The organism is Pantoea sp. alder81 (assembly GCF_020179835.1).
GTDB lineage: Bacteria > Pseudomonadota > Gammaproteobacteria > Enterobacterales > Enterobacteriaceae > Pantoea.
The window spans coordinates 733956-760469 of record NZ_JAIUDA010000001.1; the positions used below are offsets into that span (position 1 = coordinate 733956).

The following is a 26514-nucleotide window of genomic DNA, read 5'->3' on the forward strand; positions in this document are numbered from 1 at the left end:
ATCGCGGCAAACTGAGGGATAATACCCCTCAGTTCAGCGATGATGTGCAATGACAGAGGCGGCCTGAGGGCCGCTTCTTCATTAAAGCTTGTCACTCCACAAGTGCAGCCGTGGGATAACCAAATGCAGCGGCTGCGCCAACGGCTTATGACGATGCGTGACGTTATCGGCGTCGTAATCCAGCAATTCCCCTAAAATCGGCACCTGAGTCTTATCCCGACACAGCACCAGAAGCGGTGAAGGGCAGGCGAGTTGCACCTGTTTTTTGTTACTGGCGCGCCAGACGCGGGCAATCGGCTGCACCTTAACCGGACGTTTGATTTTCAGTTTGGCATCGGCGGGCAGTGACAAAATCATATCCAGCTCCTGCTGGACTTTTTCCGCCCACTGTTCGCGCGTCCAGGGTGCTTGCGCACGGTTTGCCTTCAGGCTGCGTTCCAGCTGCTCGACCACGGCTTCACGCGTGAGGTTTTTAATAATGTTCTTGTTGGCCCAGCCAAAGCGCAGGCTGTCCGGCGCATGCAGTAAGGTCACACTGCGATAAGCATTCAGGGTGATCAAACCGCGCAGATGCTGGTGGACAAACTCAAAACGCGCCTCACTCGGCAAGCCCGACTCCACGGTAATCAGGTGTTCAAGGCGCAGCTTAAGCGCATTGATATCTGACACTTGCTGGCTGATGTGCTCGCTGACGGCATCATCCGCTTCAATACAGATAGCGCCAGGCAAGCGCACCGCAGCCTTGGTGCTCAGTTTTTCTGACTGGTGCTGCATAAACAGACGACAGTAATGGGTCAGCGCCATATCGCGCGCTTTCTGGCCGAGATGTTGAGTGACGGCGATGCGCTCAATCTCATCATTCTCATGACCTTTTTCAATTTCGGGCAAACTAAAGGCGCGCGCAATCAGCAACGGCTGCTGTTCCACCTGTTGACGCAGGGTGCTAAGACCCAGCTCCAGCGCGTTAACGCACTCGTGCAAATCGGCCACCAAATCATAGCGGGACATGTTACGCTCCATAGTTACAACATACCATTTAACTTATCCCATTCGGAGTCAATCTTCCACCCTGATAGCGTGAATTCGCGAAGCAGGGCACACAAGCATTTTTCCAGCAGGATGAATATGTTATAACAATGCTTTGCCTGCTAACGGAAACTTGTCGTGGAGCATCACCCTAAACCTGCGGTTCCTGCCATCGTGACACTCGGATGGGTTCAAATCCTGTCGTGGGGCGGCTCGTTTTATCTCATGGCCGTGATGGCGAATCCGATTGTGGCGGAAACCGGCTGGTCGCAGCAGTGGGTATATGGCGCATTGTCTTTGGGCATTTTGGTTTCTGGCCTGTTAGCACCCTTAAGTGGCCGCCTGATTGCGGGCAGTTATGGCCGCGTACTACTGGCGTCGAGCGGGGCGGTGATGGCGCTGGGCCTGGTCATCATGGGATTAAGCCACCATCTGCTGCTGTTCCTCTTTGCCTGGCTGATTATCGGCATTGGAATGGCGATGGGTTTATACGACTCCCTGTTTGCCACCCTCGGAACGCTTTACGGTGGACAGGCTCGCGGGGCAATTACCGGTATTACCCTCATCTCCGGCTTTTGCACCACGCTGGTATGGCCGGGCACCGCGCTGCTCATCCATTGGCTTGACTGGCGCGGCGCCTGTTTCGCCATTGCCGCACTGTTATGCCTGACCGTGCTGCCTGCGTATTGGTATGCACTGCCTGCGCCTGTTAAGCCTATTGCGAAAGTCGCGGCGAAGCGCAGTAACAATACGGGTGATTTGGCACCGTCGCTCTTTTGGTTGTTATGCAGCATTTTTACCCTCGCTTCGGTGATTATGACCGCTATTTCGGTGCAGTTAATCAGTTTGTTACAAGCCAGCGGTCACTCATTGACTGCCGCCTTAGCCATCAGCGCGATTCTGGGCCCTTGTCAGGTTGGCTCGCGGATCGTGGATATCGCGTTTAAACGGGGACATCCGATTTGGACGACATTTTTCTCGGTAGGATTAGTGGCGTTAGGGCTGCTGCTGCTGACCCTCTATCCGCAGTTCGCACTGGTCAGCATGGTGCTCTATGGTGCAGGAAATGGACTGCGTGCGATTGTACGGGGAACTTTACCGCTGGTGATGGTCAAACCAGAGGCCTACGCCATTGTGGTAGGGCGCATGGCGCGCCCTGCACTGATTGGCCAGGCATTAACGCCGCTGGTAGGGGGATATGTTTTTCAGCAGCTCGGGGCGAATGCCACATTATGGCTGCTGTGCTTGTTGGCGTTAGTGAACGTGTTGCTGGTGGGGGTGCTGAAGCAAAAATTGCCTGCGCTCAAGCCGCAAACGTAAAAGGGAGCAGTAAACTAAGCAGCCTGTGCGCTTCTGTCTGATCAAATGATGAATACGTGCCTTGATCACAGTCGCTGGCTTCTAAAAAGCAACAGTGTTTGTTATATTTATTGCTCATTGATTACTCACTGCCGCGGCATAAAAACAATAAGATAAACCGCAACTCAGGATACAGAAATGCTTGATTACCGCTTCCCGACAGCTTTGCAGATGGTTTTGAGCGTAGCGATGGCGGAGCAACTGGGCAAACGCTCGACCAGTGCTATTTTGGCGTATGGTCTTGAAGCGAACCCCAGTTTCATTCGAAAACTGATGGTTCCGTTAACGCGCGATGGCATCATTGTCTCTACGCTTGGCCGTACCGGTTCGATTCATCTCGGTCGTACAGCCGCGGAGATTACGCTGCGCGATATTTATACTTCTGTGATCGAAGATAAAAAACTCTGGGCTTCGCGTCCGGATGTGGCACCGCGCTGTCTGGTGAGTGCCAACCTGTGCTGGTACTTCAAATCGATTGCTGAAGAGGCGGAAGAAGCCTCGCTGAAAGTGCTTGAGACGCGCACCGTGGCCGACGCGCTGGCTGAGTTGAAGAAACACGATACCAGCAGCTGCGATGAACTGCCCGATCTCGAAATTGAAGACCTCTGCAAAAAATCCCGCTGAAATCAGTAAAACGGTTACCGGACATCAGCCCGGTAACCCGCATTTTTACTTAGACATTCCGTCTTTAGACATCTCATCTTTCGCCATGCCATCTTTAGACATACCATCTTTAGACATGCCGTCTTTCTTCATGCTGTCATGTTTCTTCATCGGTTTTTTCATGTGCTCTTTCTTCATGCCATCGTGCGACATACCGCTTTCATTTTGCATGCCATCTTTTGCCATGTTATCGGCTGCATAAGCGCCAGAGAAAGCCATTAACATTGCGCCAGCCAATACAGTTGCAATAACGTTTTTCATCTTAACTTCCTTTCAGGTTGAGGGTATTAACTGCCGCCGAACCAGTTGTAGCCCTGATCTTCCCAGTAGCCACCGGTAAAGCGGTTGGTGATTTCAATCGAAACAATATGCTTCGGGTTTTTATAGCCAAGTTTTGTCGGAATGCGCAGTTTCATTGGATAACCGTATTTCGGCGGTAATATGCGCCCATCCCAACTCAGTGCCAATAACGTTTGCGGATGCAATGCGGTCGCCATATCAATACTGGTGTAATAATCATCCGCACAGCGGAAGCTGACATATTTCGCTTTGGTATCAGCCCCAATAAGTTGCAGAAAATCACTGAATCGCACACCGCCCCAGCGGCCAATTGCACTCCATCCTTCAACACATATATGACGGGTGATTTGTTCATGCTGCGATAGCTTATATAACTCAGGAAGTCGCCAGCTGCGTTTATCACGTACCAGCCCGATAATCTGCAACTGGTAATCATCCCCGGTTACCTGCGGAATATCTTCTTCGCCATAAAAGGCATTAAACGGAAACGGGCGTGTAATATCTTGCAAAGTATATTCCGGCGCCATCTGATGTCCGTTGAATAACCATCCCTGAACGCGATCGTTAAAACGGGACATGCGATTCAATACGTTTTCAACATCCGGATTGTCATCCAGATCGCAACCGCTGAGCATCGCCACGCCACCAAGGGTTAACCCCAGTCGAAGAAAATGACGGCGGGAGTGCCCCGACAACTTTTTTGCCAGTAAGGCTTGCGCGTCTTTAACCAGGTGTGAAGCATCGCTGGCAGTGAGCGCAATGGGTTTCTTTTCCATTTTCATCCTCAGCGCCCACGAGTGATCAGCAACAGCGTTTTGGGAACCAGTGCTACCATCACCAGATGAATGACAAAGAACATGCATAAAAAGGACATTGCGCCGAAATGTATTAATCGAGCAGTGTCATATCCGCCTAATAATTCACGCAGCAGCGAAAACTGGACTGATTTCCATAGCACGAGTCCAGAGGCTACTAATAAAATGCCGTCAACAGTCACCAATAAATACGCAAATTTTTGCACCATATTATAATGACGCAGGTCGTGGTGATCGAGTCGGCCCCTTAATGCAGCGAAAGCGTCTTTAAAAAGTTGCGTGATACTCAGCGGCAAGAAACGTTGCCTGAAGCGGCCACTGAAGAGATTCATGACCAGATAAAACACACCATTCAGGCCGAATATCCACATTACGGCAAAATGCCACTGCAACGCGCCACCCAGCCATCCTCCTAACGTATAAGGATTAGGAAAAGAGAAGGGGAATAAGGGTGACGCGTTATAAATGCGCCATCCACTTAGAATCATCATGATAATGGCGGCGGCATTTATCCAGTGACACACTCTCAACCACAGCGGATGAACAGGTCGACCCGATGCTGTTTTCATTCTTTACCTCTGCATATCGCTATGCTGTTCGGAATGATGACAGAGTGCCCGTTTATTGATCACGGAATCCTCACGCAGAGTTAAACAAAATGTGATAACTCCAACGGGCGATTCTGTATAAGATTAAAAAAGAGGTTCATTGAGGCGGTAAACATGGCGAAGAAGATCTTAATCGTTGAAGACGATGGCAATATTGCGGAGCTGTTAAACATTCACCTGCGCGATGAAGGCTTTGATATTACGCATGCTGCGGATGGTGACATGGGCAGTCAATTGCTGGAAAGCCAACGCTGGGATGCGCTGATCTTCGACATTATGCTGCCCGGCGTCGACGGACTGGAGTTATGTCGCCGCGCGCGCAATATGCCGCATTACACGCCGATTGTGATGATCAGCGCCCGCGCCAGTGAAGTGCATCGTGTACTGGGGCTTGAACTGGGCGCGGATGATTACCTGACCAAACCCTTTTCCATGCTGGAACTTGTCGCTCGCGTGAAGGCGTTATTTCGTCGACAAGAAGCGATGAGCCAGAATATGCGTCAGGACGCGGGAAACCTGCGTCTCGGCACGCTGAGTATCGATCCCGTCGCCCGTGAAGTTCACCTCAATCAGCTACCGATTGAGCTGACGCCGCGCGAATTCGAGCTGCTGTACCACTTCGCCCGTCACCCCGGCAAAGTCTTCTCGCGGTTGAGCCTGCTCAATTTGGTCTGGGGCTACCAGCACGAAGGTTATGAGCACACGGTGAATACCCATATCAACCGTCTTCGTTTGAAGATCGAAGCGACACCGGCCGAACCGCGCTGGATCCTCACCGTGTGGGGGCAGGGATATAAGTTCGTGGTGCCCGAAGAGGGAGAGCATGCCAGATGAAGCGTCTCTCTCTCACCCAACGACTGACGCTGGTGTTTGCTTTGATGCTGGTGATCAGCAGTGCGCTGATTTTGGTTATTCAGGATCAAAACCGTAAGCAGTACAGCGATGCGATGATGCAGAACCTGTCGCGCAATTTGGCCAGTTCAATCGCCAAAAGCAGCGTGCTGATGAATGCCGAAGGCACCGCGCGTCCGGCGTTGAAACAGCTGTTTGGTCAGATGATGTCGTATAACCCGAGCGTGGAAGTCTATCTGCTGGATACGCAAGGCCGCATTTTGGCCAACGACGCGCCGGTTGGGCACCTGCATCGACAACAAATTGATGTCCGTTCGGTACAAAAGTTACTGCAGGGTGCTGCTTTGCCTGTGTACGGCGACGACCCTCGTTCTCTGGCCGACAAAAAAGTGTTCAGTGCCGCGCCCATACAGGATGGAAATCGCACCCTTGGTTATCTGTATGTGATTTTGCAGGGTGAGAATTATCAACAGTTACAGCAGGGTGTGCTGACCTCGGTATTGCGCAGTTCGATGTTGTGGTCAGTGGTGGTGATCATCTTATGCGGGCTGATTGCGGGCGGATGCGCCTATTACTGGGTCACGCGACCGGTCAGAAAACTGACGCAACAAGTGGTCTCACGCGAGGATGCGCTGGAGCATTTTGCAGCGCTGCCTTATTCAACATCACAGGATGAAGTCGCGCAGTTGCACAATGCCTTTATTGATATGGCGAAGCGTATTGCAATGCAGGTTCAGGCGTTAGAGTTGAAAGACCAGCAGCGCCGTGAGTTTGTCGCCAACATCTCTCACGATCTGCGTACCCCGTTGATGTCGATTCAGGGTTATCTTGAAACTTTGTCGGTGAAAGCCAACAGTCTGACTGACGCAGAGCGCAGTCGCTATCTGCAGATCGCGCTGACGCAAAGTGAGAAGGTGGGCATGCTGGCGCAACAGCTGTTCGAGCTTGCGCGTCTGGAGCACGGCGTGGTGACACCGCAGTGTGAGCGGTTCTCTCTGCCCGATTTGGTGCAGGATGTATTACAGAAATTCGAGTTGCCTTTCGATAACGCGCAGCTGCAGTTTGCCGTAGACATTCAACCCGGTTTACCGATGATTGATGCTGATATGTCGATGATTGAACGGGTGCTGACCAATCTGATCGACAACGCCATCCGTCATACGCCACTCGGCGGCAACATTACTCTGCGTATCTGGAGTGAGGATCAAAAAGTGATGCTGGAGCTGGAAGACAGCGGTCCTGGCATCTCTTACGAGTTAAGTCAGACGTTGTTTGAACGGCCCTCGATCATCGATACCAACCGTCGCGATAATGGCGGTTTAGGCCTGGTGATTGTCAGACGCATGTTGCAACTGCATCGTGGCGATATCGTACTGAAAAAAGCGCCGGGTGCCTGCTTCCAGCTCTTCGTTCCCCAATAAAAAAGGGGCGGTCTGTGAAGACCGCCCCTGTTTAACACGGTAAAACCTTACACCGTTTGCACTTCCGCATCCGGCTGCTTACGCGTGACCAGTTTACGCAGCGTCACATAGAACACCGGCGTCAGGAACAGGCCAAACAGCGTGACGCCCAACATGCCCGAGAACACGGTAATCCCGGTGACACCACGCACTTCAGCACCCGCACCTTCACCCAGAATCAGCGGAATGGTCCCGGCGATAAAGGCAATCGAGGTCATCACGATAGGGCGCAGACGCAGGCGACAGGCTTCCAGCGCCGACTCGACAATCCCTTTGCCTTGCATCTCCAGCTCACGGGCGAACTCGACGATCAGAATGGCGTTCTTACACGCCAGCCCCATCAGCACGACAAGACCCACCTGCACAAACACGTTGTTATCGCCGCCGGTGAGCCACACGCCAACCAGCGCGGACAGCATGGTGACCGGCACAATCAGGATCACCGCCAGCGGCAGCGTCCAGCTCTCATACAGCGCCGCCAGCACCAGGAACGCCAGCAGCACGGCGACCGGGAAGACGATAAACGCGGTATTCCCTTGCGTTGCCTGCTGATAGCTCAGATCGGTCCATTCGATGTTCATGCCGTTTGGCAGTACCTGACCCGACATCGCTTCCAGCTTCTCCATTGCCTGTGCCGAAGAGAGCACGCGTGGATCGGCATCACCAATCAAGTCCGCCGCCGGATAGCCGTTATAGCGAATCACCGGATCGGGGCCGTAGGTGGTAGTGATGTTCACCATGCTACCAATCGGCACCATCTCGCCTTGATTATTGCGGGTACGCAGATTGGCGATATCCTGCACGCTGTTACGGAAATCCCCGTCCGCCTGCGCCATCACACGCCAGGTACGACCAAACTTATTGAAGTCGTTGACGTAAGACGAACCCAGATAAACCTGCAGGGTGCTAAACAGATCGGTGAGAGAAACGCCTTGCGCTTTGGCCTTGTCACGATCTACCTGTACATCCAACTGTGGCACGTTGGCTTGATAAGAGGAGATCGGGAACATCATGCCTGGCGTCTGCATTACCGCACCGGACAAAGTATTGATGGCGGTTTGCAGCGCACCGTAACCCAATCCCGCACGATCCTGCACATACAGCGAGTAACCCGATCCTTGCCCCAGCCCCAGAATTGGCGGTGGCATAATCGAGAAGCCGAAGCCCTGCTGGATTTTGGAGATTTTCGCGTTGATCTCGGCGTTAATTTCCGCCGCGCTGCGCGTGCGCTCACTAAACGGCTTCAGACCAAAGAAGACGGTGCCGGTATTCGGCGTATTGGTGAACTGCAACGCATTCAGGCCAGGGAAAGCAACCGAATAGGCCACGCCTTCAGTGTTCATGCCGATCTCGCTCATCTTACGAATCACTTCATCGGTACGCGCCAGTGATGAACCTTCCGGCATTTTCACGCCGCCAATCAGATACAACTTATCCTGCGTCGGAATAAAGCCGCCCGGTACGGTGTGAAACATAAAGCCCGCACCCACCAGTAACAGCACATACACGCCAAACACCGCACCACGACGACGCAGGGTTTTGCCGACCATTGACTCGTAGCCATCCGAACTGCGCTGGAAGAAGCGGTTGAACGGACGGAAAATCCAGCCGAGCAAACGATCAATCAGACGCGTCGGCATATCTTTCGGCGCGTCATGCGCCTTCAGCAGCTTGGCCGCCAGTGCCGGAGAGAGCGTCAGTGAGTTGATGGCAGAGATCACCGTGGAGATGGCAATCGTCACCGCAAACTGTTTATAGAACTGGCCGGTTACGCCCGACAGGAACGCCATTGGCACGAATACCGCACACAGTACCAGCGCGATAGCGATAATTGGTCCCGACACTTCACGCATCGCCTGATGCGCCGCCGCCGTCGGTGAGAGTCCCATCGCGATATTACGTTCGACGTTCTCCACCACCACGATGGCGTCATCCACCACGATGCCTATCGCCAACACCAGGCCAAACAAACTGAGGGTGTTAAGCGAGAAGCCCAGCAGATAGAGCACGCTAAAGGTTCCCACCACCGACACCGGCACCGCCAGTAACGGGATGATGGACGCGCGCCAGGTCTGCAGGAACAGGATCACCACCAACACCACCAGCACAATCGCTTCAAACAGCGTTTGCACCACGGCGCGGATCGAGTCACGCACGAACACGGTTGGATCGTACGGCGCGGCCCACTGCACATCGTCCGGGAAGCGGGTGGCCAGTTCAGCCATCTTGTCACGCACGGCGTTAGACAGGTCGATGGCGTTGGCGCCCGGCGCCTGGAAGATACCAATACCCACCGCGTCCTTGTTGTTCAGCTGAGAGCGCAGGGCGTAGCTACCGGAACCCATCTCTATACGTGCCACGTCACGCAGGCGCACCAGGGAGCCGTCATCGGCGGTTTTCAGAATGATATTGCCGAACTGTTCTTCGCTTTCCAGACGGCCCTGAGTGTTGATCGACAGCAGGAAGTCGCTGGCCTTTTTGGTCGGCTCTGCGCCCAACTGACCGGCAGACACCTGCACGTTTTGCTCCTGCATGGCGCTGACCACATCGGAAGCGGTCATGCCACGGGCGGCCACCTTGTTCGGATCGAGCCATACGCGCATCGCATATTCGCCCGCTCCGAAGATCTGAATCTGACCGACACCCGGCAGGCGTGCCAGCTCATCTTTGACCTTCAGGGTGGCGTAGTTACGCAGATAGAGTGAGTCATACTTGCCCTTCGGCGAGAACATGTGCACCACCAGCGTCAGCGTCGGCGACATCTTCTGCGTGGTCAGACCGAGCTGACGCACCTCTTCCGGCAGACGCGCTTCCGCCTGGGCCACACGGTTCTGCACCTGAACCTGCGCCTGATCGGGATCGGTACCCGGACGGAAGGTCACGGTGGTGACCAGCACGCCATCAGAACCGGCGACTGACTTCATGTACATCATGTTTTCGACCCCGTTGATCGCCTCTTCCAGCGGCGTCGCCACCGAATCAGCAATCACTTTGGGGTTGGCACCAGGGTATTCCGCGCGCACCTGCACGCTGGGTGGCACCACGTTGGGGTATTCACTGATCGGCAGCAGCGGTATGGCGATCAGACCGGTGGTAAATATCAAGATCGACAGCACCGCCGCGAAAATCGGTCGGTCGATAAAAAAGCGGGAGAAATCCATAACAGGCAGTCTCGATTATTATTGAGCGGAGCGCATTGCCACCGGTTGAGCTTTCACCGGCATGCCAGGCATGAAGACTTTCTGCAGGCCATTGACGATCACCTTGTCACCCGGCTTCAAACCGGATTGCACAATGCGCAGGCCATCAGCCAACTCGCCAGCCTGAATATCGCGACGCTCGGCTTTACCCTGCGCATCGACCACATAAACGTATTTACGATCCTGATCGGTCAGCACCGCTTTATCGTCGATCAACAGCGCGTTAAACGCGGCACTGCCGGGCAGACGCACGCGGGCAAACAGACCGGGCGTAAATTGACGTTCGTGATTATCCAGCGAGGCGCGCATGCGAATGGTGCCGGTGCTGGCAGTCAGCTGGTTATCGAGGAAATCGACGGTGCCGTGATGTGGATAACCCTGTTCACCGGTCAGCGCGATTTCCACCGGCAGCGAGCCGCGGTTTTGTCCCTTACGCGCCATTGCCTGATACTGCAGGTAGGTGGCTTCATCCACATCGAAATAGACATACATGCGATCCTGCGACACCAGCGTGGTGAGCACGCTGGCACTGTCACCTGCGGTCACCAGGTTGCCGGTGGTGATCATCGCGCGGCTGGCGCGGCCATCAATCGGGGCTGTCACGCGGGTAAAGTCGAGGTTCAGCTGCGCCATGTCGACCGCTGCCTGCGCAGAAAGCACATTGGCCTGCGCCTGGCTGGCTGCAGAACGACGCTGTTCCCACTCTTCACGGGATACCACATTGGTGCCAATCAGTTTATCGGTACGCGCCGATTCACTGCGTGCCAGCGATGCCTGACTGCGCGCCGTGGCCAGTTCAGCCTGTGCTTGTTCTAACGTGGCGCGGTAGGTGCGGTCATCGATGGTGAACAACACCTGACCTTTTTTCACGTCGTCGCCTTCGCGATAGTTAACCTGATCGATATAGCCAGAAACGCGGGGACGCAGCTGCACGCTCTGCACCGCTTCAAAGCGACCATTGAAGCTATCCCATTGGCTAACGTTTTGCTCTACCACCTGCGCGACACTCACTTCGGGCGGGGGTGGCGGGGCGTTTTGCGCCACACCACGATCGCAACCGGCCAGCAGGCTTCCCAGCAACATCACTCCTGACAGGCTTACCGCCCGACGAACCCCATATGTTTGCAGATGCATTGTTGTTATTCCGCGTTGGTGTAATAAAAAAAGGACATGTACGAAAAATCTGCAACTTTTAAGATTGCATTAAAACGCGATGAGTGTAGGCTTCTGCAAACCGCATCTGCAAGAATATCTGATACACTTTATGTGCTGTTTTGATCAATTCGTTTCAAAGGGGGAAAGCCCCTACGGCGAGTGCGGCATTTAATGCAATAATAAAACTTGCATTAAGTGTCATAGTCAGTCACCCTTAAAGTGTAATTGCAACTGATACTGATACTGTTCGTTAAGGCGACGGGAGAAAATGGGATGATGAGCGACGCATTTATTCACGATCTGATCGACTGGATTGATAACAACATTGAAGCACGTCTGGATCTGGACACCGTAGCAGGGCGCGCCGGTTACTCGAAATGGCACCTGCAGCGTATGTTCAAAGAGCACACCGGCTACCCGCTGGGTGAGTACATCCGTAATAAGAAACTGAAAAAATCGGCGGATCGTCTGACGACCACCAACGAACCGATCCTCAATGTGGCGATCTCACTGGGATTTGATTCGCAGCAGTCGTTCAATCGCAGCTTTAAACGCCAGTTCGGTGTTGCGCCAGGTGCATGGCGTCGACATGCCGTTCCTGCCGCCAGCGCGATGCAGTAACACCTCCGCCAGGGCCAGCCATGCTGGCCCGCGTTTTTCTCCGCGTTAAAACTGCTATTATCGGCGTCCTGCCCCTCAGGATGTCACTATGTCAAAGAAACTCTGGATTGGATTACTCCTCGCGCTGGCCGCTACATGGGCCGGACTCAAACCGCATTTAGGCGGTAAAACGGCTGCCCACAGCGCTGATATTGCACAACTCACCGAGGCCAATACCGTCGCTCGCTGGTTGCAGCAGCACCATAAACTGCCCGATTTATATCTCACCAAAGGTGAAGCGCGTCGTCAGGGCTGGAACCCGAGCAAAGGCGACTTGTGCAACGTATTGCCTGGCCGGGCGATCGGTGGCGATCGTTTTAGCAATCGTGAACAGCGCCTGCCGATGCAACAAGGGCGGCAGTGGTATGAAGCCGATGTGAATTACGACTGCGGTCACCGCGATGCCGATCGTCTGCTTTACTCTTCAGATGGTTTGATCTTTCTGACAACCGATCACTATCGCAGCTTCAAAGAGGTGAACTAACCATGTTGACGCTCTCTTTTGATTTCCAGCAGTTAGCCGATCGCCAGGCGTTCTACCGTGAGTTTGTGGCACAAAGCGGCTGCAGCGGGGCGTTTGGCTGCAATCTGGATGCGCTGTGGGATTGGCTGACAGGCGGGATTCAACTGCCCGCAGAGCTGCATTTGCATCATGTCGCACTGGCGAGTGAGGCGGAATTTGCCCCGGTGCTGGCGCTGATGGAAGAAGCGGCGCAGCAGCTGCGAGGCGAGCTGCGCCTGATTCAGGACTGATTACGCGTGCAACGGCAGCAGCAAAATAGCCAGCATCTGGCGTGCATTGGCGGGCAGGTCACCGCCGCCGGTATAACCGTTGTTCTCCACGATCACCGAATTTAATCCCACCAGCCAGTCATAGATGTAATACGCAGTATGATTGGCGGGTGCGGCTGACAAGCGGGTTAAGCGCTGTCCCGGCGAGAAACTGACGCTGGGCGCAGGCGGACGCGCGAAGATGGTTTGTCCGCGATTAACACGACTCTCCGGGCGCTCGCTCTCCGGGCGCTGCAGGAAGCCGAGCCAGGCGACAAAATCACCCAACACCGTCATTGCGCGCGAGACCTGACGATCGGTCCGTGCTTCATGTGCGCTGGCCTGAGCATCCGGTTCATTAAGTGCGCTTTGCAGCTTATTCAACACCTTCAGGCGGAAGCTGGCGGTAATCAGCTCTTCCACCAGCATTTCCATGGTCGGTTTATCGACGTTCAGCAGTGCCAGCAAACTGCGGCTTTCCGGCAACTGGCGCAGGTGCTCAAGCCACAGCGCAAACACCTGCTGCGGGAACTGCTGATCGCGCTGACCACTGTTACGCGGTTCAGCGGGCGCAACCGGCTCATCTTTGAACAGGTCAAATTCAAAGCCAATGCCAAAATAGCTCTGCTCAGCGGCTGCGGTCTTCGCACTGTGCTGCGCGACAGTGCCGCTGCTCTGGCTCAGCCACAGCTGGCGCACCGCTTCGCGCGAAGGCTGTAAACGCTCCAGCAGTTCGCCGTGCAGGCCGGTGCGATGCTGCAAGCACTTCAGCAAGGTGTCGGAAATCGCCTGCTTGCGTGCCGCCTGTTCTGGCGTGGCAGTGGATTCGGTCCACGGCTGCAAACGTTCGACCAGCTTCTGCTGCAAGGTGCTCAACTGCTGGGCCAGACGATCACGACGCGCTTCCGGCTGCATCTCATCCTGCAGCCAGCTGCCCATGCGATCGACGCCAGCGCGATCCAGCGCCAGCATCGAGCCCCAGCTTTGTCCTGGTTGCCCAATCTGACGCTGCACGGCTTCATCAACATTAATCTGCTGCTGCTGATAGCGCGCATCGTGCGGCGTGATTGCCCAAATCAGGCGGGGCTTCTCGCCGCTGGCCGCTACGGTTTGATGGATATGCCATTCGCGCAGTGCATTGACCGCAATGTCGGTATCCAGACGCTGGCTGGCGGCGGTACAGATCAGCATGAGATCGATGCCCTGACGCGCGGCATACAGTCCCGGCAACAGCGCACGTTTTTGCTCCAGCAGCGCCGCCCGCAGAGGATCGCGTTTGCGCAGCTGGGCTAAATCTTCTTGCTGACCCACGTCGGCAGGCTGGCCGGGCGCTGGCAGCTCCAGCATATCGGCTTCGTCATACAGCGCCTGGCGCGGTGTTGAATTCAGCGGAACGGTGATTTCAAGCGTCAGCAGCGCCAGCAGGCCCAGCGGCACAGGCTGCGGTTTACTGACACGATTGGCGACAATCGGGCAGACTTCTATCATTTCCTGCCAGTCAGCATCGTTGCTAATCAGTTTTTCCGCAGGCAGCGAGGCGTCATCGGTTAACAGGCTCAGCGGCGCGAGCAGGCGCGGCGCCTGACGCAGTTGATGGCGCAGGTGCATCAGATTACGCAGCTGTTCGTTTAGCGCCACCTGATTAGGCCACAGCAGCGAAAACAGCTGGATGCGGTCATCGACGTTTAACCACGGGGCAAGTTCCACCGCCTGCGGCCAGAAGTGGCGATCCAGCACCTCTGCATGACGATGCTGGCGGCGGCTCCACGCCCATAACGTGATCAGCGCATCGCCGTCGAGGCCCGGCTGTGGCTCGTCCTGACGATGGCGCTGTAAACGCTGTAGCGCGGCATCGATCACTGCACTGTCTGGCTGCAATTCAGTTTTGGCACAGGCCAGCACCAGGCGAATCAACTCCACGTCATTGAGCAGCGTCATCTCCAGTGGCCAGGCGCTGGACTGCGTTTCACGCTGATGGCTGAAGCGGGTGGCAATGGCAAAATCGAGATTGCCGGGATTGATGTTCTGGAAATGGTTCACGATTCTATCGCCCAGACGCGCCATGAGCTGGCCCTGCGCATCACCCACCATTTCACTCAACAGCCACGCTTTGCCCGCCTGTGACTGGCCAAACATCGCCAGCGTCACCGGACGTGCCAGTTGACGCGCCAGCGCATGACTTTCCACGCGCGCGCGGCGCAGTTGCAGCCGCAGGGTGTCGGCTTCCAGTGCCAGACGCGGTGCCTGCGCCTGATGGGTTTCAATCCAGTTCAGTGCGCCGTCCAGCGTCTCCTGCATCAGGCTCAGACGTTTGGCGGGCGTAACAGAGGTGGCTCTTTTGGCAGTTCTCATCGTTTGCAGACGCTCCCGCTGTCAATCCAATACTGCGCGTTGGCATTGCCCGTCGCAGACAGCGTATTCAGTTTCAGACTCAGTTGCTCCAGTGGCACGCGGGTGCCGTCATCCATACGGGCATCGCTCAGCACCAGACGCTCCGGACCAAAGTTGTCCGGCCCCGGCTGCACCGCCAGCTTAATACGCAGGATGCTTTCGCCGGCGACTTTACGCGCCAGATTCGGATCGGTGATGCTCAGACTGTACAGCGGTGAAGCTGGCCAGCGGTCATTATCCAGCTGACGGAAACCGAGGCAGACATTGCCGCGAATCCGGAAGCTGCTTTTACGATCCAGCGCGAAATCCCCTTTATCGAGATCGATCTCGCTATAGCACAGGTTGTCATCGCTCAGTGTGGCCGTTTCATCCAGCACGCCGAGATAGCGAATGGTGGAGTAAGGCTCGAAATCACCGGCGCGGAACCAGAAGCTGCTGAGACGCAGATCGAGCGCCAGCAGACACAGCATCGCGCCCACGGCGGCCGTGGATTTCGGGTTATCGATACGACCTTGCTTGTTAAACGGATACCAGTCGCTGGTGTGATAGCCTTCCAGCGACAGAATACGGCTGCCCGGCAGCGGCTGCAGATGGCGTACCAATGCCTGAATGCCAGGGAAGCGCGAAGGACGGCCCGTCAGTAACAACACATCACACTGATAGAGTGACACCACTTCGCACATGGCGCGCAGGGCCGGGATGATGGCCATCCGATGTTGCAGGAATTCACCGTGCAGCTGCGCCATGCTGACCACCAAAGGCACATCAAGCAGATCGAAGCGGTTGTCGCCGCCCAGCGTGCGCTGAATCTCGCCGTTCACAAACGCCAGCACGCTGCTGGCCGGTTTTTGTGGCACCAGCTCGCCGAACAGCGCATTGATTTCGCTGTGGCTGTCGAGCGGATCCCAGTTTTCATAACGTTCCAGCACCGCCTGCGCCAGCGGGATAAACAGCTGCAAGGTGACTTGCTGACGCAGCGTGGCTTGCCCATCCATGCGGCTGTCGTGACCGAACAGTTTGTTCATCAGCGGTTCGGCCAGCGTCAGGCCAGCCTTCTGCAGGCTTTGTTGCAGTGCAGGCAGAATCCACAGTTGAATCACATCCAGCAGAATATCGTCGCCCGCCACTTTGAAGCCTTCACGGAACAGCAGGCGTGGGGTGATTTTAACGTTGTTGCCCTGGCCATCGTCCAGTCGATATTGGGTGATGGCCAGATCGGTGGTGCCGCCGCCGATATCAATAGAAGCGATGCGCAGGCTTTTTCCCGGCACTTCGTCAGCTTCGCGCGGACGATCCGGGCGCGCCATGCTGCTGAAGAAATCTTCGGCACGCCCGGCAAAGTTCACCTGGGTTTCATTAAACAGCCACACCATCTGGCCGCAGGTGGCTTCGTCCCACTCCATCTGCACATCGGGCACCGGGCGCAGGCTTTTTGCCTGGCTCTGCACGCTGAAATCGTCTTCGGCTGGATGCCAGTCTTCGGCTTTCCACACCAGCGCGATGGCTTCCTGCATGCGACGACGGAAAATCTCGCGCTCCGGCTTCGGCATGGCGGAAGGTAACGTCAGGATCACGTGGCGCAGCTGACGCGGTGCCTGGCTTTGCGGCATGCGCTGACGCTGTGCCACGCTGTTCATCTGCATCATCGCCTGAGCCAGCAGCTCACACAGCATAAAGGTCATCAGCGAACTGCGGCTGTAGCTGGCCGAAAACACCGGCAAGCGATCGTCTTCTGCCAGCGCATGCAGCGGCTGGCCTTCATCATTCAGCAGTAAAGTGAAGGGCAAAGCCGTTGCCTGCGGCTCATCACTGCTGCCGTTAGCATTGAAGCGCCAGCCTGGCTGATAACGTGCTTCATCCCACAGATAGCGGCGCGGACTGGAGAGCCCGGTGCTGCCTTCGGTGCCCGCGCGCAGCAGCGCCAGGCGGCTGGCTTCACGACCGACGCGCGTCAGCGATGGCCACATAAAGGCGTTTTCGCGGCCGCTCTCCAGTGAGAAGTTAGCTTTACCAAAACGGGTTTCTGCGAATTCGAGACGGCTGTCAAACAGCTCGTTATACACCTGATGCGGTTCGGAGAGGTCGCGCAGTTGCAGTTCGTAAGTCTGGCGCAGACCGTTGCTCTCTTCAGCGTGGTCTTCTACCAGAATGCCGCAGGTGTGCGAGTTGCCAACGTCGAGGATGATATCGACATTCACCGCCGGGGTTTGCAGCGAGGTGGCCTGGATGTAGATTTCAGCCAGATCCAACTGCTCGCCCAACAGCTCCAGCAGGTTGAGATAATGCGCCTGGTATTCAAATTCACGCAGCGCCTGATTCAGCTCCTGCTCACGGCGTGACTCCAGTGCATTAACCTGCTGAGCGAAGGTTTCGCGCAGCCAGCCATCCACCCAGGTGTGATCAAGAAACTCACCCAGTTCATAGTTGTGCCACGCGAGAGCAAAGCTCACGCCGTTTTGCGCATCGGCCTTGCTCAGACCGTGCTGCTCGCCGCCGTCCTGTTCCGGCACGATACGGGTATCAAACGCCAACGTAATGCGATGAGTATTACCTGCGGCATCCGGCTGATCCAGCGGTGCCAGATGCAGACGTGCCCAGTTATCTGGCCCGCCGATAAAACGGCGACCGCTGGTGCAGCGCAGCACCGGCAGTGGCAGCCACTGATGTGCCAGCAGCGTCAACGAATCTGCCAGCGCAATATCCGACTCGGGACGCACCACTTCCGCTGCGCCACCGTCTTCGGGATAGAGCAAGAATTTACCGCTGTTGCCGTCAACATTCAGCCGCAACAGCGGGCCGTTAGCAGTTTGACGAACGAACTGGCGGCGCGCCTGCAAGGCAGGCAGGCGTAAGCCAAAATCGAGAAACTGCACACCGCTATCTTCAATCAGCGTGATTTTTTGTTTGTCATCGATGAGGGGAGCCAACATGTTTACTTACTCTCACGCTTAATCGTCAACGGGAAGACCTGATCTGCGCCGTACTGCGCAGTGCAACTGGCAATGCCATCACCGGCTTTACACACCAGTTCCGGCATGCGGTAGCGCGATTTGTCGCTGCAGGTCGCAGTATAGCGGCTGCGTACCACCATGGTGCCATCCACCGTCATCGCGGCAGTGACATCGGCTTTACAGCGAATGTTATCGCCCTGCGTAATGGTGGCGATGCCTTTGCCGTTGCGCAGCTGATAACGGAGGCTCGGCGGCTTACCGGTTGGCAGATTAGTCTGACGCAGTACCACGCGCCAGGTGCCGTTGATGAACTTCACGGAACCAATACGCGCATCTTCGGTGGTCATCACCAGATCATCGGCTTTGGCCGGTTCGGTATGTTCAGCAATCACCTCTGGTGGAGCAGGAGGTGCGGCAGGCACAGGCGCAGCGGTGACCGTGGCGGTTTTCTGCGGCAGCGTCGCGGCCAGTTTTTCAGCTTTCGCGACCACTGGCGGTGGCGTGAAAACGGGAGCCGGCACATCGGCAACCTGGGCTGGCGGTGTGGCTTCAGGCGCTGAACTGTGCAGCCAGAACGCCACGCCAGCCGCAGCTACGGCGGCGACCGGCAGCAGCAATGCCAATGGACGCAGTGCGGAAGGGCGGCGAACAGGCGGTTGCTCGACTTGAGGTGCAGGTTCAGGCGCGGGTTGTGGCGCTTCGGGTTCAGGCTGGACGATCTCGACGGGCTCTTCCACCACGGGTGCAGCCGCAGCGGCAGGCACTTCAATCAATGGCGCGATAATCGGTGCTACGACAACCGCAGCCGGTGGTTCTGGCAGCAACGGCGGTAAATCTTCTTCCAGGCTGTCGCGCAGGCAGGCCAGCGCGTCATCGCGTGAGCGCGCCTGTGGATCGACAAAGCCCCAGAAGGTGATGACAGGTTTGCCATCAACCAGATAAACATATTGCTGATCCGGGAACTGCAGCGTCTTGCTCAGTAAGGCGCCAAACAGGCGCATCGCCGGGTTCTCAGCGTCACGCGCGCGTAAACTTGCAGCCAGTAAATCCTGCTGATTGAGCGTCAGTAATTCCAGCGCTTTTTGCCGTTCGTGGTCGCTGGCGCCGCGCCAGGATTTCACTTTGCCGTTAAAGGGCGCATACCAGTCGAGGCGGTCACCACGCTCGTTGGCCTGAGGAATGGCGAGGCAGTTTGCCAGCGCCGTCTGACGGCGCAAACGCAGTGTTTCACGGATTTGCAGGGCGGAGGCCCAGACCGGCTGGCCGTTTTCACCCAGTGCCAGTACCGAATCCAGATTGCCGCTGCGCAGAAAAGTTTTTGCCACTCGTAGGGCCCTTATCGGTGGTTGCCTGAAGCAAAACAGTGTGTGTATTTGGCGATGCTGGTGATCTTAAGCCAAATGCAGGGGAATCAAACGGCTGATAAAGGGGGAAAAACAGGGTGTTTTTCCCGCGTGCAAGGGTAGGTTGCTGAAATTTTAAGCGCGTGAGCGGCGGCTAAGCACCAGATGGGTGATCATGCCGCCGATCAATCCCCAGAAGGCTGAACCAATGCCGAGCAGGGATATGCCACTGGCGGTGATCAGAAAAGCGATGATGGCGCTGTCACGGTGATCGGGTTCAACGAGTGCGCGTTGCAGACTGCCGGAGAGGGTAGCCAGCAGCGCCAGCCCGGCCAGCGTGGCGATCAGCACCTGCGGCAAGGCACTCAACAGAATGGCAATCAGCGCGCCGGTAAAGCCGGTTAGCAGGTAGAAAATGCCGGCAATCGCAGAGGCCATCCAGCGTCGTTTCGGATCGGCATCCACATCGTCTCCCATGCAAATGGCAGCGGTAATGGCCGCTATGCACACCGAAAAGCCGCCGAAAGGAGACAAGATCAGCGCAATAAAACCGGTCCAGCCGGTGAGGGCGGAGACAGGAGGCCGGTAACCATGCGCCTGTAAGGTCGCAATGCCAGGCGCATTTTGTGATGCCATGGTGACCAGGAAATAGGGCAATCCCACGCCAATCAGCGATGCCAGCGTGAACTGCGGCATGATAAATTCCGGCACGCTCAGCGTCAGGGCATGCGGCGGGAAGTGAATCGCCTGCTGACCAAGTGCCACCACCACGCCAGCGATCAGGGCCAGAATGATGGCATAGCGCGGCAGCCAGCGTCGGCTTAACAACCACACCAGACACATACTGCCGCACAGCGCAAAGTTGCCTTGTAAACCGGTGAAGGTGCCGATTCCGAAGCGCAGTAATATCCCCGCCAGCATCGCCGCTGCCAGAGATTGAGGAATGTGGTTCATTAAACGGGCAAACAGTCCGGTCACGCCACTCAATACGATCAGCGCATTGGTCGCCACAAAAACGCCGACCACTTCATTTAAGGTCAGACCCTGCACGCTGGTGGCCAACAGTGCCGCGCCCGGCGTCGACCAGGCGGCCAGAATGGGCATGCGCGTCCACACCGAAAGGCCGAAAGAGGCGAGCCCCATGCCGATGCCGAGCATCGACAGCCAGCCGCCGATCTGTTCTGGCGAGGCGCCTGCGGCCTGAGCGGCCTGGAAAATCAATGCGGCAGTGCTGCTGTATCCCACCAGCACCGCGATAAAGCCGGAAACCAGCATAGGGAAAGAGAAAGCGCTGCGCGAAGTGGCGGTGATCATCGGAATGCATCCTGCTGTGCGTTATAGCGCACACTATTGCACGAGTGTGTTATAACGCACAAGTGCTACACTGCGCGCGAATTTGCCTGGAGATATCATGGAAAATCTGCATCAACATTTGAGTCAGGCGTTAAAACAATTGCGCCAGGCGAACGGCTGGAGCCTGACACTGGCAGCGGATCGCACCGGCGTCAGTAAAGCGATGTTGGGCCAAATCGAACGCGGTGAATCGAGCCCGACGGTGGCGACATTGTGGAAAATCGCCACCGGTTTCAATGTGCCTTTTTCGTTCTTTGTTCAGGGCAGCGATCAACCACCGGGTATCGCCGCAACCTTTAGCCAACCCAATGCGCAAATGCAGGTGAAGCCGCTGCTGCCTTATGACGCCGCACTGCGCTTTGATCTGCTGGAGGTCACTCTGGCCGGGGGCGCACAAAGCGACTCTTCTGCACACGAAAATGGGGTGATTGAGCAAGTGGTGGTGCTGGAAGGTGAACTGCTGCTGTGCGTGGAAGGAACCTGGCGTCGCCTGCTAAACGGCGAAGCACATCAATTTGCGGCGGACGTCGCGCACAGTTACCGCAATCCTCTCAGCACGCCTCTGCGTTTTCACAGTCTGATTCATTACATCAAGCGACCGTGAGCGCCAATTACAAATTGATACGAAGGTAAACTACACAGTTTGCCTTCGTATTTATATACTCGCGCTTCATCAGTAAGGAGAAGGTGCCATGAGTGACCTGAATAGCGCGGCTGCGACCTTACGCAGCGTGAATGGCAAACTGGCGCGGCGGCTACGCGAATCGGCCCCACCGGGCGATCTTACCTGGCCTCAGGTTTCCGTGTTGGGTTATCTGGTGCGGGATGGCGCGATGACAGTGACGGAACTGGCCGGGTTGGAAGGCGTGCGCAGCCAGTCAATGGGCGCCACCGTTGCCAGCTTACAGGCGCAGGGGTTAGTTAAAGGTGAAGCCGATCCGCTGGACGGTCGTAAAACCCGTTATCTGCCGACCGAAAGTTGCCTGACGCTGATCGCCGCCAATCGTGCACAGCGTGATGACTGGCTGCTACAGAGCATAGCAACCACACTTAATCGTGATGAACAGAAAACGTTACTGGCCGCTATTCCCTTACTGCAACGTATTGCCGACCAATAATCCTGAGAGGAATTCCCATGGCTTTAACAACCTTAGACGCAAAAACCGCCCTGATTGTGATTGATCTGCAGCACGGCATTGTCCGTCTCCCTGTTGCGCCCCTGTCAGCTGATGTTGTGGTTGAGCGTTGTGCACAGCTGGTTGAGGCGTTTCATGGCAAAAACCTGCCGGTAGTGAAAGTGAATGTGGCGGGTGGTGCACCAGGTCGTAACGAGCAGGCGCGCCACAGTGGCGAACTGCCAGCCGACTGGGCCGTACTGGTGCCAGAAATGGCGTTGAAGGCCGGTGAAATTGCCGTGACCAAAAAAACCTGGGGTGGTTTCCACAACACGGATTTGCATGAGCAGCTGCAGCAGCGTGGCATTACTCAGGTGGTTGTCTGTGGTATTGCCACCAGCATTGGCGTGGAATCTACTGCACGTCAGGCCTATGAGTTAGGTTACAACGTCACGCTGGCGACGGATGCAATGACCTGCCTGAATGCTGATACTCACCAAAACAGCGTCGAGCGCATCTTCCCGCGTCTGGGCGAAACCGGCTCAACCGCCGATGTTCTGGCACTGCTGAAATAATCTTCACTGCCACGCGCGCGCACTAGTCGTGCTCGCAGTGGCAAAATGGCATCGAAAAAAAAGCCCTGCAATCCGAATAAGGTTGCATGGCTTTTTATGAGGCGCGATGTCAGTTACTGAAACGCATAGCTTACCGTCAGACCCACGCTGTAGTTCCGTCCTGGCGCCGGTTCGTAATAACGACCGTTGCTTTCATTGACGATCACCGATCCCACATAGGTGCGGTCGAACAGGTTATCCACGCGACCAAACAGATCCAGCGTCCAGTTCTGCACCAGCCACTTATAGCCAGAATTCAGGCCGAAAACGGTATAGGACGGTGCTTTAACATCATTTTCATCGTCAGCGGCAATGTCGCTCATGTAGCGCACATCTCCGCCCGCATACCATCCCTGATCCGGTGCATAGGCGAATCCGGCATAGGCCATATTGCGTGCAATACCTGGAATACGGTTGCCGTCACAGCTGTCAGTGCCGCAGGCGTTGGAGCGATAGCGCGCATCCAGCAGGGTCCACGCAGCTTTCAGGCGCCAATTATAGCCAAACTCTTGATCCAGCCCCAGTTCCAGCCCGCGACGACGCGTTTCACCGGCATTTTTATAGCTGGTGCGGCCTTCATAGCTGCTGTCAGAGACGATCTCGTTTTTAGTATCGGTCTGGAACACGGCGGCGGTAATTAAACCGTTACCGATACGCTTTTTGGTGCCCAGTTCAACCGTATCGCTGGTCGCCGGCTTGAGATTGAGGTTCAGGCCAGCTTGATCGGCTGAACGGTATGAGAGTTCATTCAGCGTTGGCGTTTCAAAGCCGCGGCCGGCTGACACATAAGCATTCCAGCTATTATCAATCGCATACTTCAACGATGCGGCAGGCAGCCAGCGGTGATAACGGCGATTGCCGCTGTCGTCCGGGTCGCTTGAGGTGACGTAATAATCGTTGGAGTCGAAATTCACCGTGCTCAAACGCACACCGGCATCCAGTGACCACTTATCCGTGAACTGCCACGCCGTTTGCAGGTATGGATCGAGGTTCCACATCAGGTTGCGCTCATTGCGACGCATATCGCCCTGTACGCCGTAGTCCGTCGCGCCGTTGCTGGTGGTGAAGTTCTGATAGCCTTTACGCTTTTCGGTCATGGTTTCATAGTCGAGACCGGCGGTCAGCGTCACGGGAAGGGTGAACATGGTATCGCGATGCGTCCAGCGGGTATCAATTCCCTGATAGTGACGCGCCAGCGAGATCACACCGCCGGGATAGCCCGCTTTCTGCTGAGTAGCCATCGGAATCGATTGATACTGCGTGGTTTCACGCTCACCGGCGTACATCATCACGCTAAGATCGTCGTTTTCACTCATCTGGCGCTGATAATGCAGGCCAGCCTGGGTTTGGTCGACGGTTTTACGCGCGTTATACAGCGTCACGTTGCTGGCAACCTGACGCGGGTTCTCTTTCCACTGCGCTTCGGTTAAACCACCGGGGTCCTGTGCATCCACGTGAACACTGTTAAACAGCAGCGTCAGGGTGCTGACATCGTCAATGCGCACGCCAAGTTTGGCGTTCCCGAGGTTCTTCTGTGCCGAGCTGTGGTCGCGGTAGCCATGTGTGGTAAAGCGCGAGGCCGAAATGGTGTAATTCACATCGCCCGCCTGGGTGCCATCACCGGTGGCGCCGCTGGCTTTGACGCTGTTGCGCCAGCTGCCGTAGCTGCCGTACCAGGTGCTGGCTTCCAGCGTGGTAGGCTGCTGGCCGGTTTGGGTTTCAACGTTAATCACGCCGCCTGAAGAGTTACCGTACAGCGCGGAAAACGGGCCGCGCAGCACTTCAACGTGGTCAATCGAACCAATGTCGATATTTGAGGTTTGTCCCTGGCCATCCGGCATTGTGGCGGGAATACCGTCAACATACATGCGGATACCGCGCAGGCCGAAAGTTGATCGCGAACCAAATCCACGCACGGAAATTTGCAAATCCTGCGCATAGTTCTGACGATTCTGAATCTGCATGCCTGGCACGCTGGCGAGGTTTTCTGAGAGGTTAACGCGTGGTGCTGCATGACGCATATCGTCACCGGACACCACACTCACCGCCGCAGGGGTATCCAGCTCAGACAAACCGGAGCCTGCAGGTGCGGCACTGACCACCATGGTATTGCTGGCATTATCCGCCGCCATCAGCTGCAGGGGGAATAACGCAGGCAGCATCAGCAACGGTGCCTGTCGCAGTAAAGCAATTTTCATTATGAAAGACCGTATAAAAGACGTGGAATGAACCAAGCGGAACATTAATCGCGCATAGAATAATTCTTTTTTGGCGATACAGGGTATTACATTTTCAGCGAATTTATTCAATAAATGCGGCCATTGGGCCTGTTTTTAATGGGGATAAGACAACGTATTTGATGGCATCGACAGAGAGGGGGACGAATCTGGGGCATCTTTGGGCTGAAAATATGCAGGGTGAATGTAAGCAGTTAAACCGCGGCGTGTGCATTGTATACATTGATTAGGCATCCTTGCCCATCACAACGCGGGTTCCACTCAAATGTTTGTTTATGAAATGTCATCCGGGGTGCGCTGGACAACAATTTCCAGTGCGTTTCGGTAAATATCCTGCTTAATAATGTCACTTTCGCACTCAAGCCTTAGTATCAGTGCAAGAATGATATCCTTATTGGTAATGCGGTGTTTTTTAGCCAGCAGTTCCAGGCGGATTTCAGAAATAATCACGCGTTCGCTTAAATATTGCTCGCCAGTCGTCTGGAAATAGTCGAGTAGTCGAGACTCAGCGGTAGTCGATTCTTGCATAAAAGCCTCAATTAAAGTAAGGGTGGAAGTTATGTGTATCCGTTAGCGTTATTGCAGGATCCAGCAAGATTGGGTTATCTTTTAAAACCACAATATTGAAAGGAGAAGCGATCTTTCTAGCCATCACGACTCGGTATCCACAACAAGGCTTGCTCAGACAATCAAAGTTATACAAATCTTAAAAAGTTGTACAATAAACTAATGATCAATTCGTGTGGTCTGACATGTATATTATCTATATCTTTTCATTCATTCAAAATAAATGAAATAAAACTCACAGTTATGAATACCTGGAGTGCTGATCGTGAGTTTTTCCTGTGAAGTTGTTCAAAAATAGTGTATGAATCTAAGATTAATAAAACAAAGCAAAAGTTAGTCAAATTCCGTACAATTTTATTCAAAGTCACCCACGCGTTTTCATCTGACTGAGAGTAAATTGCAGTAAGGCTAATAAATATATTTAATATGCATCTTAAGTTTGGTTATTCCGCTTCGCTTTCTTAATCACTGGAACCCAGTATTGATATATGCAGTTTCTAACAATGTAGAGGTGCGCTTGGACGCATATGAAATTGATGTTGACGTTTTTGCACGCCTGATAAAAAAGCACGCAGCTGAGCACCAGTCAGGCGTTAGCCTGAAGCACGCAAAAGAAGGTGTCGATAAGATCATACAAGACATGAAAGATTCATTAGGTAAAGATAAGAATTATCAGGTGGTTAAGTGGACGGAGCTTCTCAATAAACTCGAAAGTTTCCAAAGCAGTACCGCAGATCCGCTCTGGAGAACCGTTATTAATCATGCCCGGTTCCGTATAAAAAGCAGGCGTAGTACTTTGATTCATGGAAGAGGGCGATTTAATCCCAAAGCGTAGCGGGTTTATTGCCCTATGCGTTTGCCAGCATTCTGGCTCTCTGGTCGGGGTCCGTATCAGGTGACAGGTTGAATATCAAAGCGAGCATCGCATTTTAAATAGAGAGGGTAGTGGCATAACAGTGGATTACCCTCAACGCCGATGAGAGTCAGTGTTACTTCAATGTCTGGGTGTTTAGGTGAAATCATTCAGTTTGCTAATAACCTGGCATCTACGCGGCAATATAACCGAAGCGTAAA

General features: G+C 55.1%; 23 protein-coding genes. 11 read left to right on the forward strand and 12 right to left on the reverse strand.

What is annotated here, in order from left to right:
• Positions 1–81: 81 nt before the first annotated feature.
• Positions 82–1008: a DNA replication terminus site-binding protein gene (gene tus / locus LBW88_RS03540; RefSeq protein ID WP_224928703.1), complete on the reverse strand. Its 927-nt coding sequence runs from the start codon at positions 1006–1008 to the stop codon at positions 82–84.
• Positions 1009–1164: 156 nt separating this feature from the next.
• On the opposite strand from tus, the gene LBW88_RS03545 reads away from it, so the two are divergent.
• Together LBW88_RS03545 and LBW88_RS03550 are read left to right on the forward strand one after the other, a co-directional pair.
• On the forward strand, positions 1165–2346 hold the full coding sequence (locus LBW88_RS03545; protein WP_224928700.1) for an MFS transporter: 1182 nt from the start codon (positions 1165–1167) through the stop codon (positions 2344–2346).
• A gap of 177 nt (positions 2347–2523) precedes the next feature.
• Entirely contained in the window at positions 2524–3009 is a 486-nt protein-coding gene (locus LBW88_RS03550) for an RrF2 family transcriptional regulator (protein WP_224928698.1), read from the forward strand.
• Between the two features lie 45 nt (positions 3010–3054).
• Here the strand turns inward: LBW88_RS03550 and LBW88_RS03555 are convergent, their stop codons facing one another.
• From LBW88_RS03555 to LBW88_RS03565, 3 genes are read right to left on the reverse strand one after another with little or no spacing between them, the layout of a single operon-like run.
• Positions 3055–3309, reverse strand: a complete 255-nt coding sequence (locus tag LBW88_RS03555) for a pentapeptide MXKDX repeat protein (RefSeq protein WP_224928695.1) — start codon at positions 3307–3309, stop codon at positions 3055–3057.
• Positions 3310–3335: 26 nt separating this feature from the next.
• Positions 3336–4124, reverse strand: a complete 789-nt coding sequence (locus LBW88_RS03560; RefSeq protein ID WP_224928692.1) for a molybdopterin-dependent oxidoreductase — start codon at positions 4122–4124, stop codon at positions 3336–3338.
• A gap of 8 nt (positions 4125–4132) precedes the next feature.
• Positions 4133–4732 carry a cytochrome b/b6 domain-containing protein gene (locus tag LBW88_RS03565; RefSeq protein WP_224928689.1) on the reverse strand — a complete coding sequence of 200 codons (600 nt, stop codon included), beginning with the start codon at positions 4730–4732 and terminating at the stop codon, positions 4133–4135.
• Between the two features lie 153 nt (positions 4733–4885).
• Between LBW88_RS03565 and LBW88_RS03570 the strand changes: the two genes are divergently transcribed.
• Both LBW88_RS03570 and LBW88_RS03575 read left to right on the forward strand, forming a co-directional pair.
• On the forward strand, positions 4886–5605 hold the full coding sequence (locus LBW88_RS03570) for a response regulator transcription factor (RefSeq protein ID WP_224928686.1): 720 nt from the start codon (positions 4886–4888) through the stop codon (positions 5603–5605).
• Positions 5602–7044, forward strand: coding sequence for a sensor histidine kinase (locus tag LBW88_RS03575; RefSeq protein ID WP_224928683.1), 1443 nt, complete (start codon positions 5602–5604; stop codon positions 7042–7044). Before LBW88_RS03570 ends, LBW88_RS03575 begins: the two co-directional genes overlap by 4 nt.
• A gap of 47 nt (positions 7045–7091) precedes the next feature.
• Here the strand turns inward: LBW88_RS03575 and oqxB are convergent, their stop codons facing one another.
• Entirely contained in the window at positions 7092–10244 is a 3153-nt protein-coding gene (gene oqxB, locus LBW88_RS03580; protein WP_224928680.1) for a multidrug efflux RND transporter permease subunit OqxB, read from the reverse strand.
• A gap of 18 nt (positions 10245–10262) precedes the next feature.
• On the reverse strand, positions 10263–11417 hold the full coding sequence (locus LBW88_RS03585; protein ID WP_224928677.1) for an efflux RND transporter periplasmic adaptor subunit: 1155 nt from the start codon (positions 11415–11417) through the stop codon (positions 10263–10265).
• A 294-nt stretch (positions 11418–11711) separates the two neighbouring features.
• On the opposite strand from LBW88_RS03585, the gene LBW88_RS03590 reads away from it, so the two are divergent.
• The 3 genes from LBW88_RS03590 (at position 11712) to LBW88_RS03600 (ending at position 12851) form a co-directional block, all read left to right on the forward strand.
• Positions 11712–12059: a helix-turn-helix domain-containing protein gene (locus LBW88_RS03590; protein WP_100700021.1), complete on the forward strand. Its 348-nt coding sequence runs from the start codon at positions 11712–11714 to the stop codon at positions 12057–12059.
• A gap of 88 nt (positions 12060–12147) precedes the next feature.
• Entirely contained in the window at positions 12148–12582 is a 435-nt protein-coding gene (locus LBW88_RS03595; protein ID WP_224928674.1) for a ribonuclease domain-containing protein, read from the forward strand.
• Positions 12583–12584: 2 nt separating this feature from the next.
• Positions 12585–12851 carry a barstar family protein gene (locus tag LBW88_RS03600; RefSeq protein WP_224928671.1) on the forward strand — a complete coding sequence of 89 codons (267 nt, stop codon included), beginning with the start codon at positions 12585–12587 and terminating at the stop codon, positions 12849–12851.
• On the opposite strand, the gene LBW88_RS03605 is transcribed toward LBW88_RS03600, so the two are convergent.
• The 4 genes from LBW88_RS03605 to LBW88_RS03620 form a co-directional block, all read right to left on the reverse strand.
• A complete protein-coding gene (locus tag LBW88_RS03605) occupies positions 12852–15221 on the reverse strand; it encodes a virulence factor SrfC family protein (RefSeq protein ID WP_224928668.1) in 2370 nt (789 codons plus the stop codon).
• A complete protein-coding gene (locus LBW88_RS03610; protein WP_224928665.1) occupies positions 15218–18190 on the reverse strand; it encodes a virulence factor SrfB in 2973 nt (990 codons plus the stop codon). The genes LBW88_RS03605 and LBW88_RS03610 overlap by 4 nt, the downstream gene beginning before the upstream one ends.
• A gap of 2 nt (positions 18191–18192) precedes the next feature.
• Positions 18193–19536, reverse strand: coding sequence for an SrfA family protein (locus tag LBW88_RS03615; protein ID WP_224928662.1), 1344 nt, complete (start codon positions 19534–19536; stop codon positions 18193–18195).
• Positions 19537–19689: 153 nt separating this feature from the next.
• The gene (locus LBW88_RS03620; protein ID WP_224928659.1) at positions 19690–20868 is read right to left on the reverse strand and encodes a benzoate/H(+) symporter BenE family transporter; all 1179 of its coding nucleotides are present in this window, start codon (positions 20866–20868) and stop codon (positions 19690–19692) included.
• Positions 20869–20965: 97 nt separating this feature from the next.
• On the opposite strand from LBW88_RS03620, the gene LBW88_RS03625 reads away from it, so the two are divergent.
• The 3 genes from LBW88_RS03625 (at position 20966) to LBW88_RS03635 (ending at position 22597) form a co-directional block, all read left to right on the forward strand.
• Entirely contained in the window at positions 20966–21511 is a 546-nt protein-coding gene (locus LBW88_RS03625; protein WP_224928656.1) for a helix-turn-helix domain-containing protein, read from the forward strand.
• Positions 21512–21599: 88 nt separating this feature from the next.
• On the forward strand, positions 21600–22025 hold the full coding sequence (locus LBW88_RS03630) for a MarR family winged helix-turn-helix transcriptional regulator (RefSeq protein ID WP_224928654.1): 426 nt from the start codon (positions 21600–21602) through the stop codon (positions 22023–22025).
• A gap of 17 nt (positions 22026–22042) precedes the next feature.
• A complete protein-coding gene (locus LBW88_RS03635) occupies positions 22043–22597 on the forward strand; it encodes an isochorismatase family protein (protein WP_224928651.1) in 555 nt (184 codons plus the stop codon).
• 113 nt (positions 22598–22710) lie between these two features.
• On the opposite strand, the gene pqqU is transcribed toward LBW88_RS03635, so the two are convergent.
• A complete protein-coding gene (gene pqqU, locus LBW88_RS03640) occupies positions 22711–24834 on the reverse strand; it encodes a TonB-dependent receptor PqqU (RefSeq protein WP_224928648.1) in 2124 nt (707 codons plus the stop codon).
• 312 nt (positions 24835–25146) lie between these two features.
• Positions 25147–25401 (reverse strand): biofilm development regulator YmgB/AriR family protein, encoded by a 255-nt coding sequence (locus LBW88_RS03645; RefSeq protein WP_224928645.1) that lies wholly within the window; start codon positions 25399–25401, stop codon positions 25147–25149.
• Between the two features lie 556 nt (positions 25402–25957).
• On the opposite strand from LBW88_RS03645, the gene LBW88_RS03650 reads away from it, so the two are divergent.
• Positions 25958–26275, forward strand: a complete 318-nt coding sequence (locus LBW88_RS03650; protein ID WP_224928643.1) for a hypothetical protein — start codon at positions 25958–25960, stop codon at positions 26273–26275.
• Positions 26276–26514: the final 239 nt, after the last annotated feature.

Bases quoted from the DNA above. Each gene is read 5' to 3' on its own strand.
- tus (WP_224928703.1), bottom strand. From the start codon at position 1,008: ATGTCCCGCTATGATTTGGTGGCCGATTTGCACGAGTGCGTTAACGCG.
- LBW88_RS03550 (WP_224928698.1), top strand. From the start codon at position 2,524: ATGCTTGATTACCGCTTCCCGACAGCTTTGCAGATGGTTTTGAGCGTA.
- LBW88_RS03555 (WP_224928695.1), bottom strand. From the start codon at position 3,309: ATGAAAAACGTTATTGCAACTGTATTGGCTGGCGCAATGTTAATGGCT.
- LBW88_RS03560 (WP_224928692.1), bottom strand. From the start codon at position 4,124: ATGGAAAAGAAACCCATTGCGCTCACTGCCAGCGATGCTTCACACCTG.
- LBW88_RS03565 (WP_224928689.1), bottom strand. From the start codon at position 4,732: ATGAAAACAGCATCGGGTCGACCTGTTCATCCGCTGTGGTTGAGAGTG.
- LBW88_RS03570 (WP_224928686.1), top strand. From the start codon at position 4,886: ATGGCGAAGAAGATCTTAATCGTTGAAGACGATGGCAATATTGCGGAG.
- LBW88_RS03575 (WP_224928683.1), top strand. From the start codon at position 5,602: ATGAAGCGTCTCTCTCTCACCCAACGACTGACGCTGGTGTTTGCTTTG.
- oqxB (WP_224928680.1), bottom strand. From the start codon at position 10,244: ATGGATTTCTCCCGCTTTTTTATCGACCGACCGATTTTCGCGGCGGTG.
- LBW88_RS03585 (WP_224928677.1), bottom strand. From the start codon at position 11,417: ATGCATCTGCAAACATATGGGGTTCGTCGGGCGGTAAGCCTGTCAGGA.
- LBW88_RS03590 (WP_100700021.1), top strand. From the start codon at position 11,712: ATGATGAGCGACGCATTTATTCACGATCTGATCGACTGGATTGATAAC.
- LBW88_RS03595 (WP_224928674.1), top strand. From the start codon at position 12,148: ATGTCAAAGAAACTCTGGATTGGATTACTCCTCGCGCTGGCCGCTACA.
- LBW88_RS03600 (WP_224928671.1), top strand. From the start codon at position 12,585: ATGTTGACGCTCTCTTTTGATTTCCAGCAGTTAGCCGATCGCCAGGCG.
- LBW88_RS03605 (WP_224928668.1), bottom strand. From the start codon at position 15,221: ATGAGAACTGCCAAAAGAGCCACCTCTGTTACGCCCGCCAAACGTCTG.
- LBW88_RS03610 (WP_224928665.1), bottom strand. From the start codon at position 18,190: ATGTTGGCTCCCCTCATCGATGACAAACAAAAAATCACGCTGATTGAA.
- LBW88_RS03620 (WP_224928659.1), bottom strand. From the start codon at position 20,868: ATGATCACCGCCACTTCGCGCAGCGCTTTCTCTTTCCCTATGCTGGTT.
- LBW88_RS03625 (WP_224928656.1), top strand. From the start codon at position 20,966: ATGGAAAATCTGCATCAACATTTGAGTCAGGCGTTAAAACAATTGCGC.
- LBW88_RS03630 (WP_224928654.1), top strand. From the start codon at position 21,600: ATGAGTGACCTGAATAGCGCGGCTGCGACCTTACGCAGCGTGAATGGC.
- LBW88_RS03635 (WP_224928651.1), top strand. From the start codon at position 22,043: ATGGCTTTAACAACCTTAGACGCAAAAACCGCCCTGATTGTGATTGAT.
- pqqU (WP_224928648.1), bottom strand. From the start codon at position 24,834: ATGAAAATTGCTTTACTGCGACAGGCACCGTTGCTGATGCTGCCTGCG.
- LBW88_RS03645 (WP_224928645.1), bottom strand. From the start codon at position 25,401: ATGCAAGAATCGACTACCGCTGAGTCTCGACTACTCGACTATTTCCAG.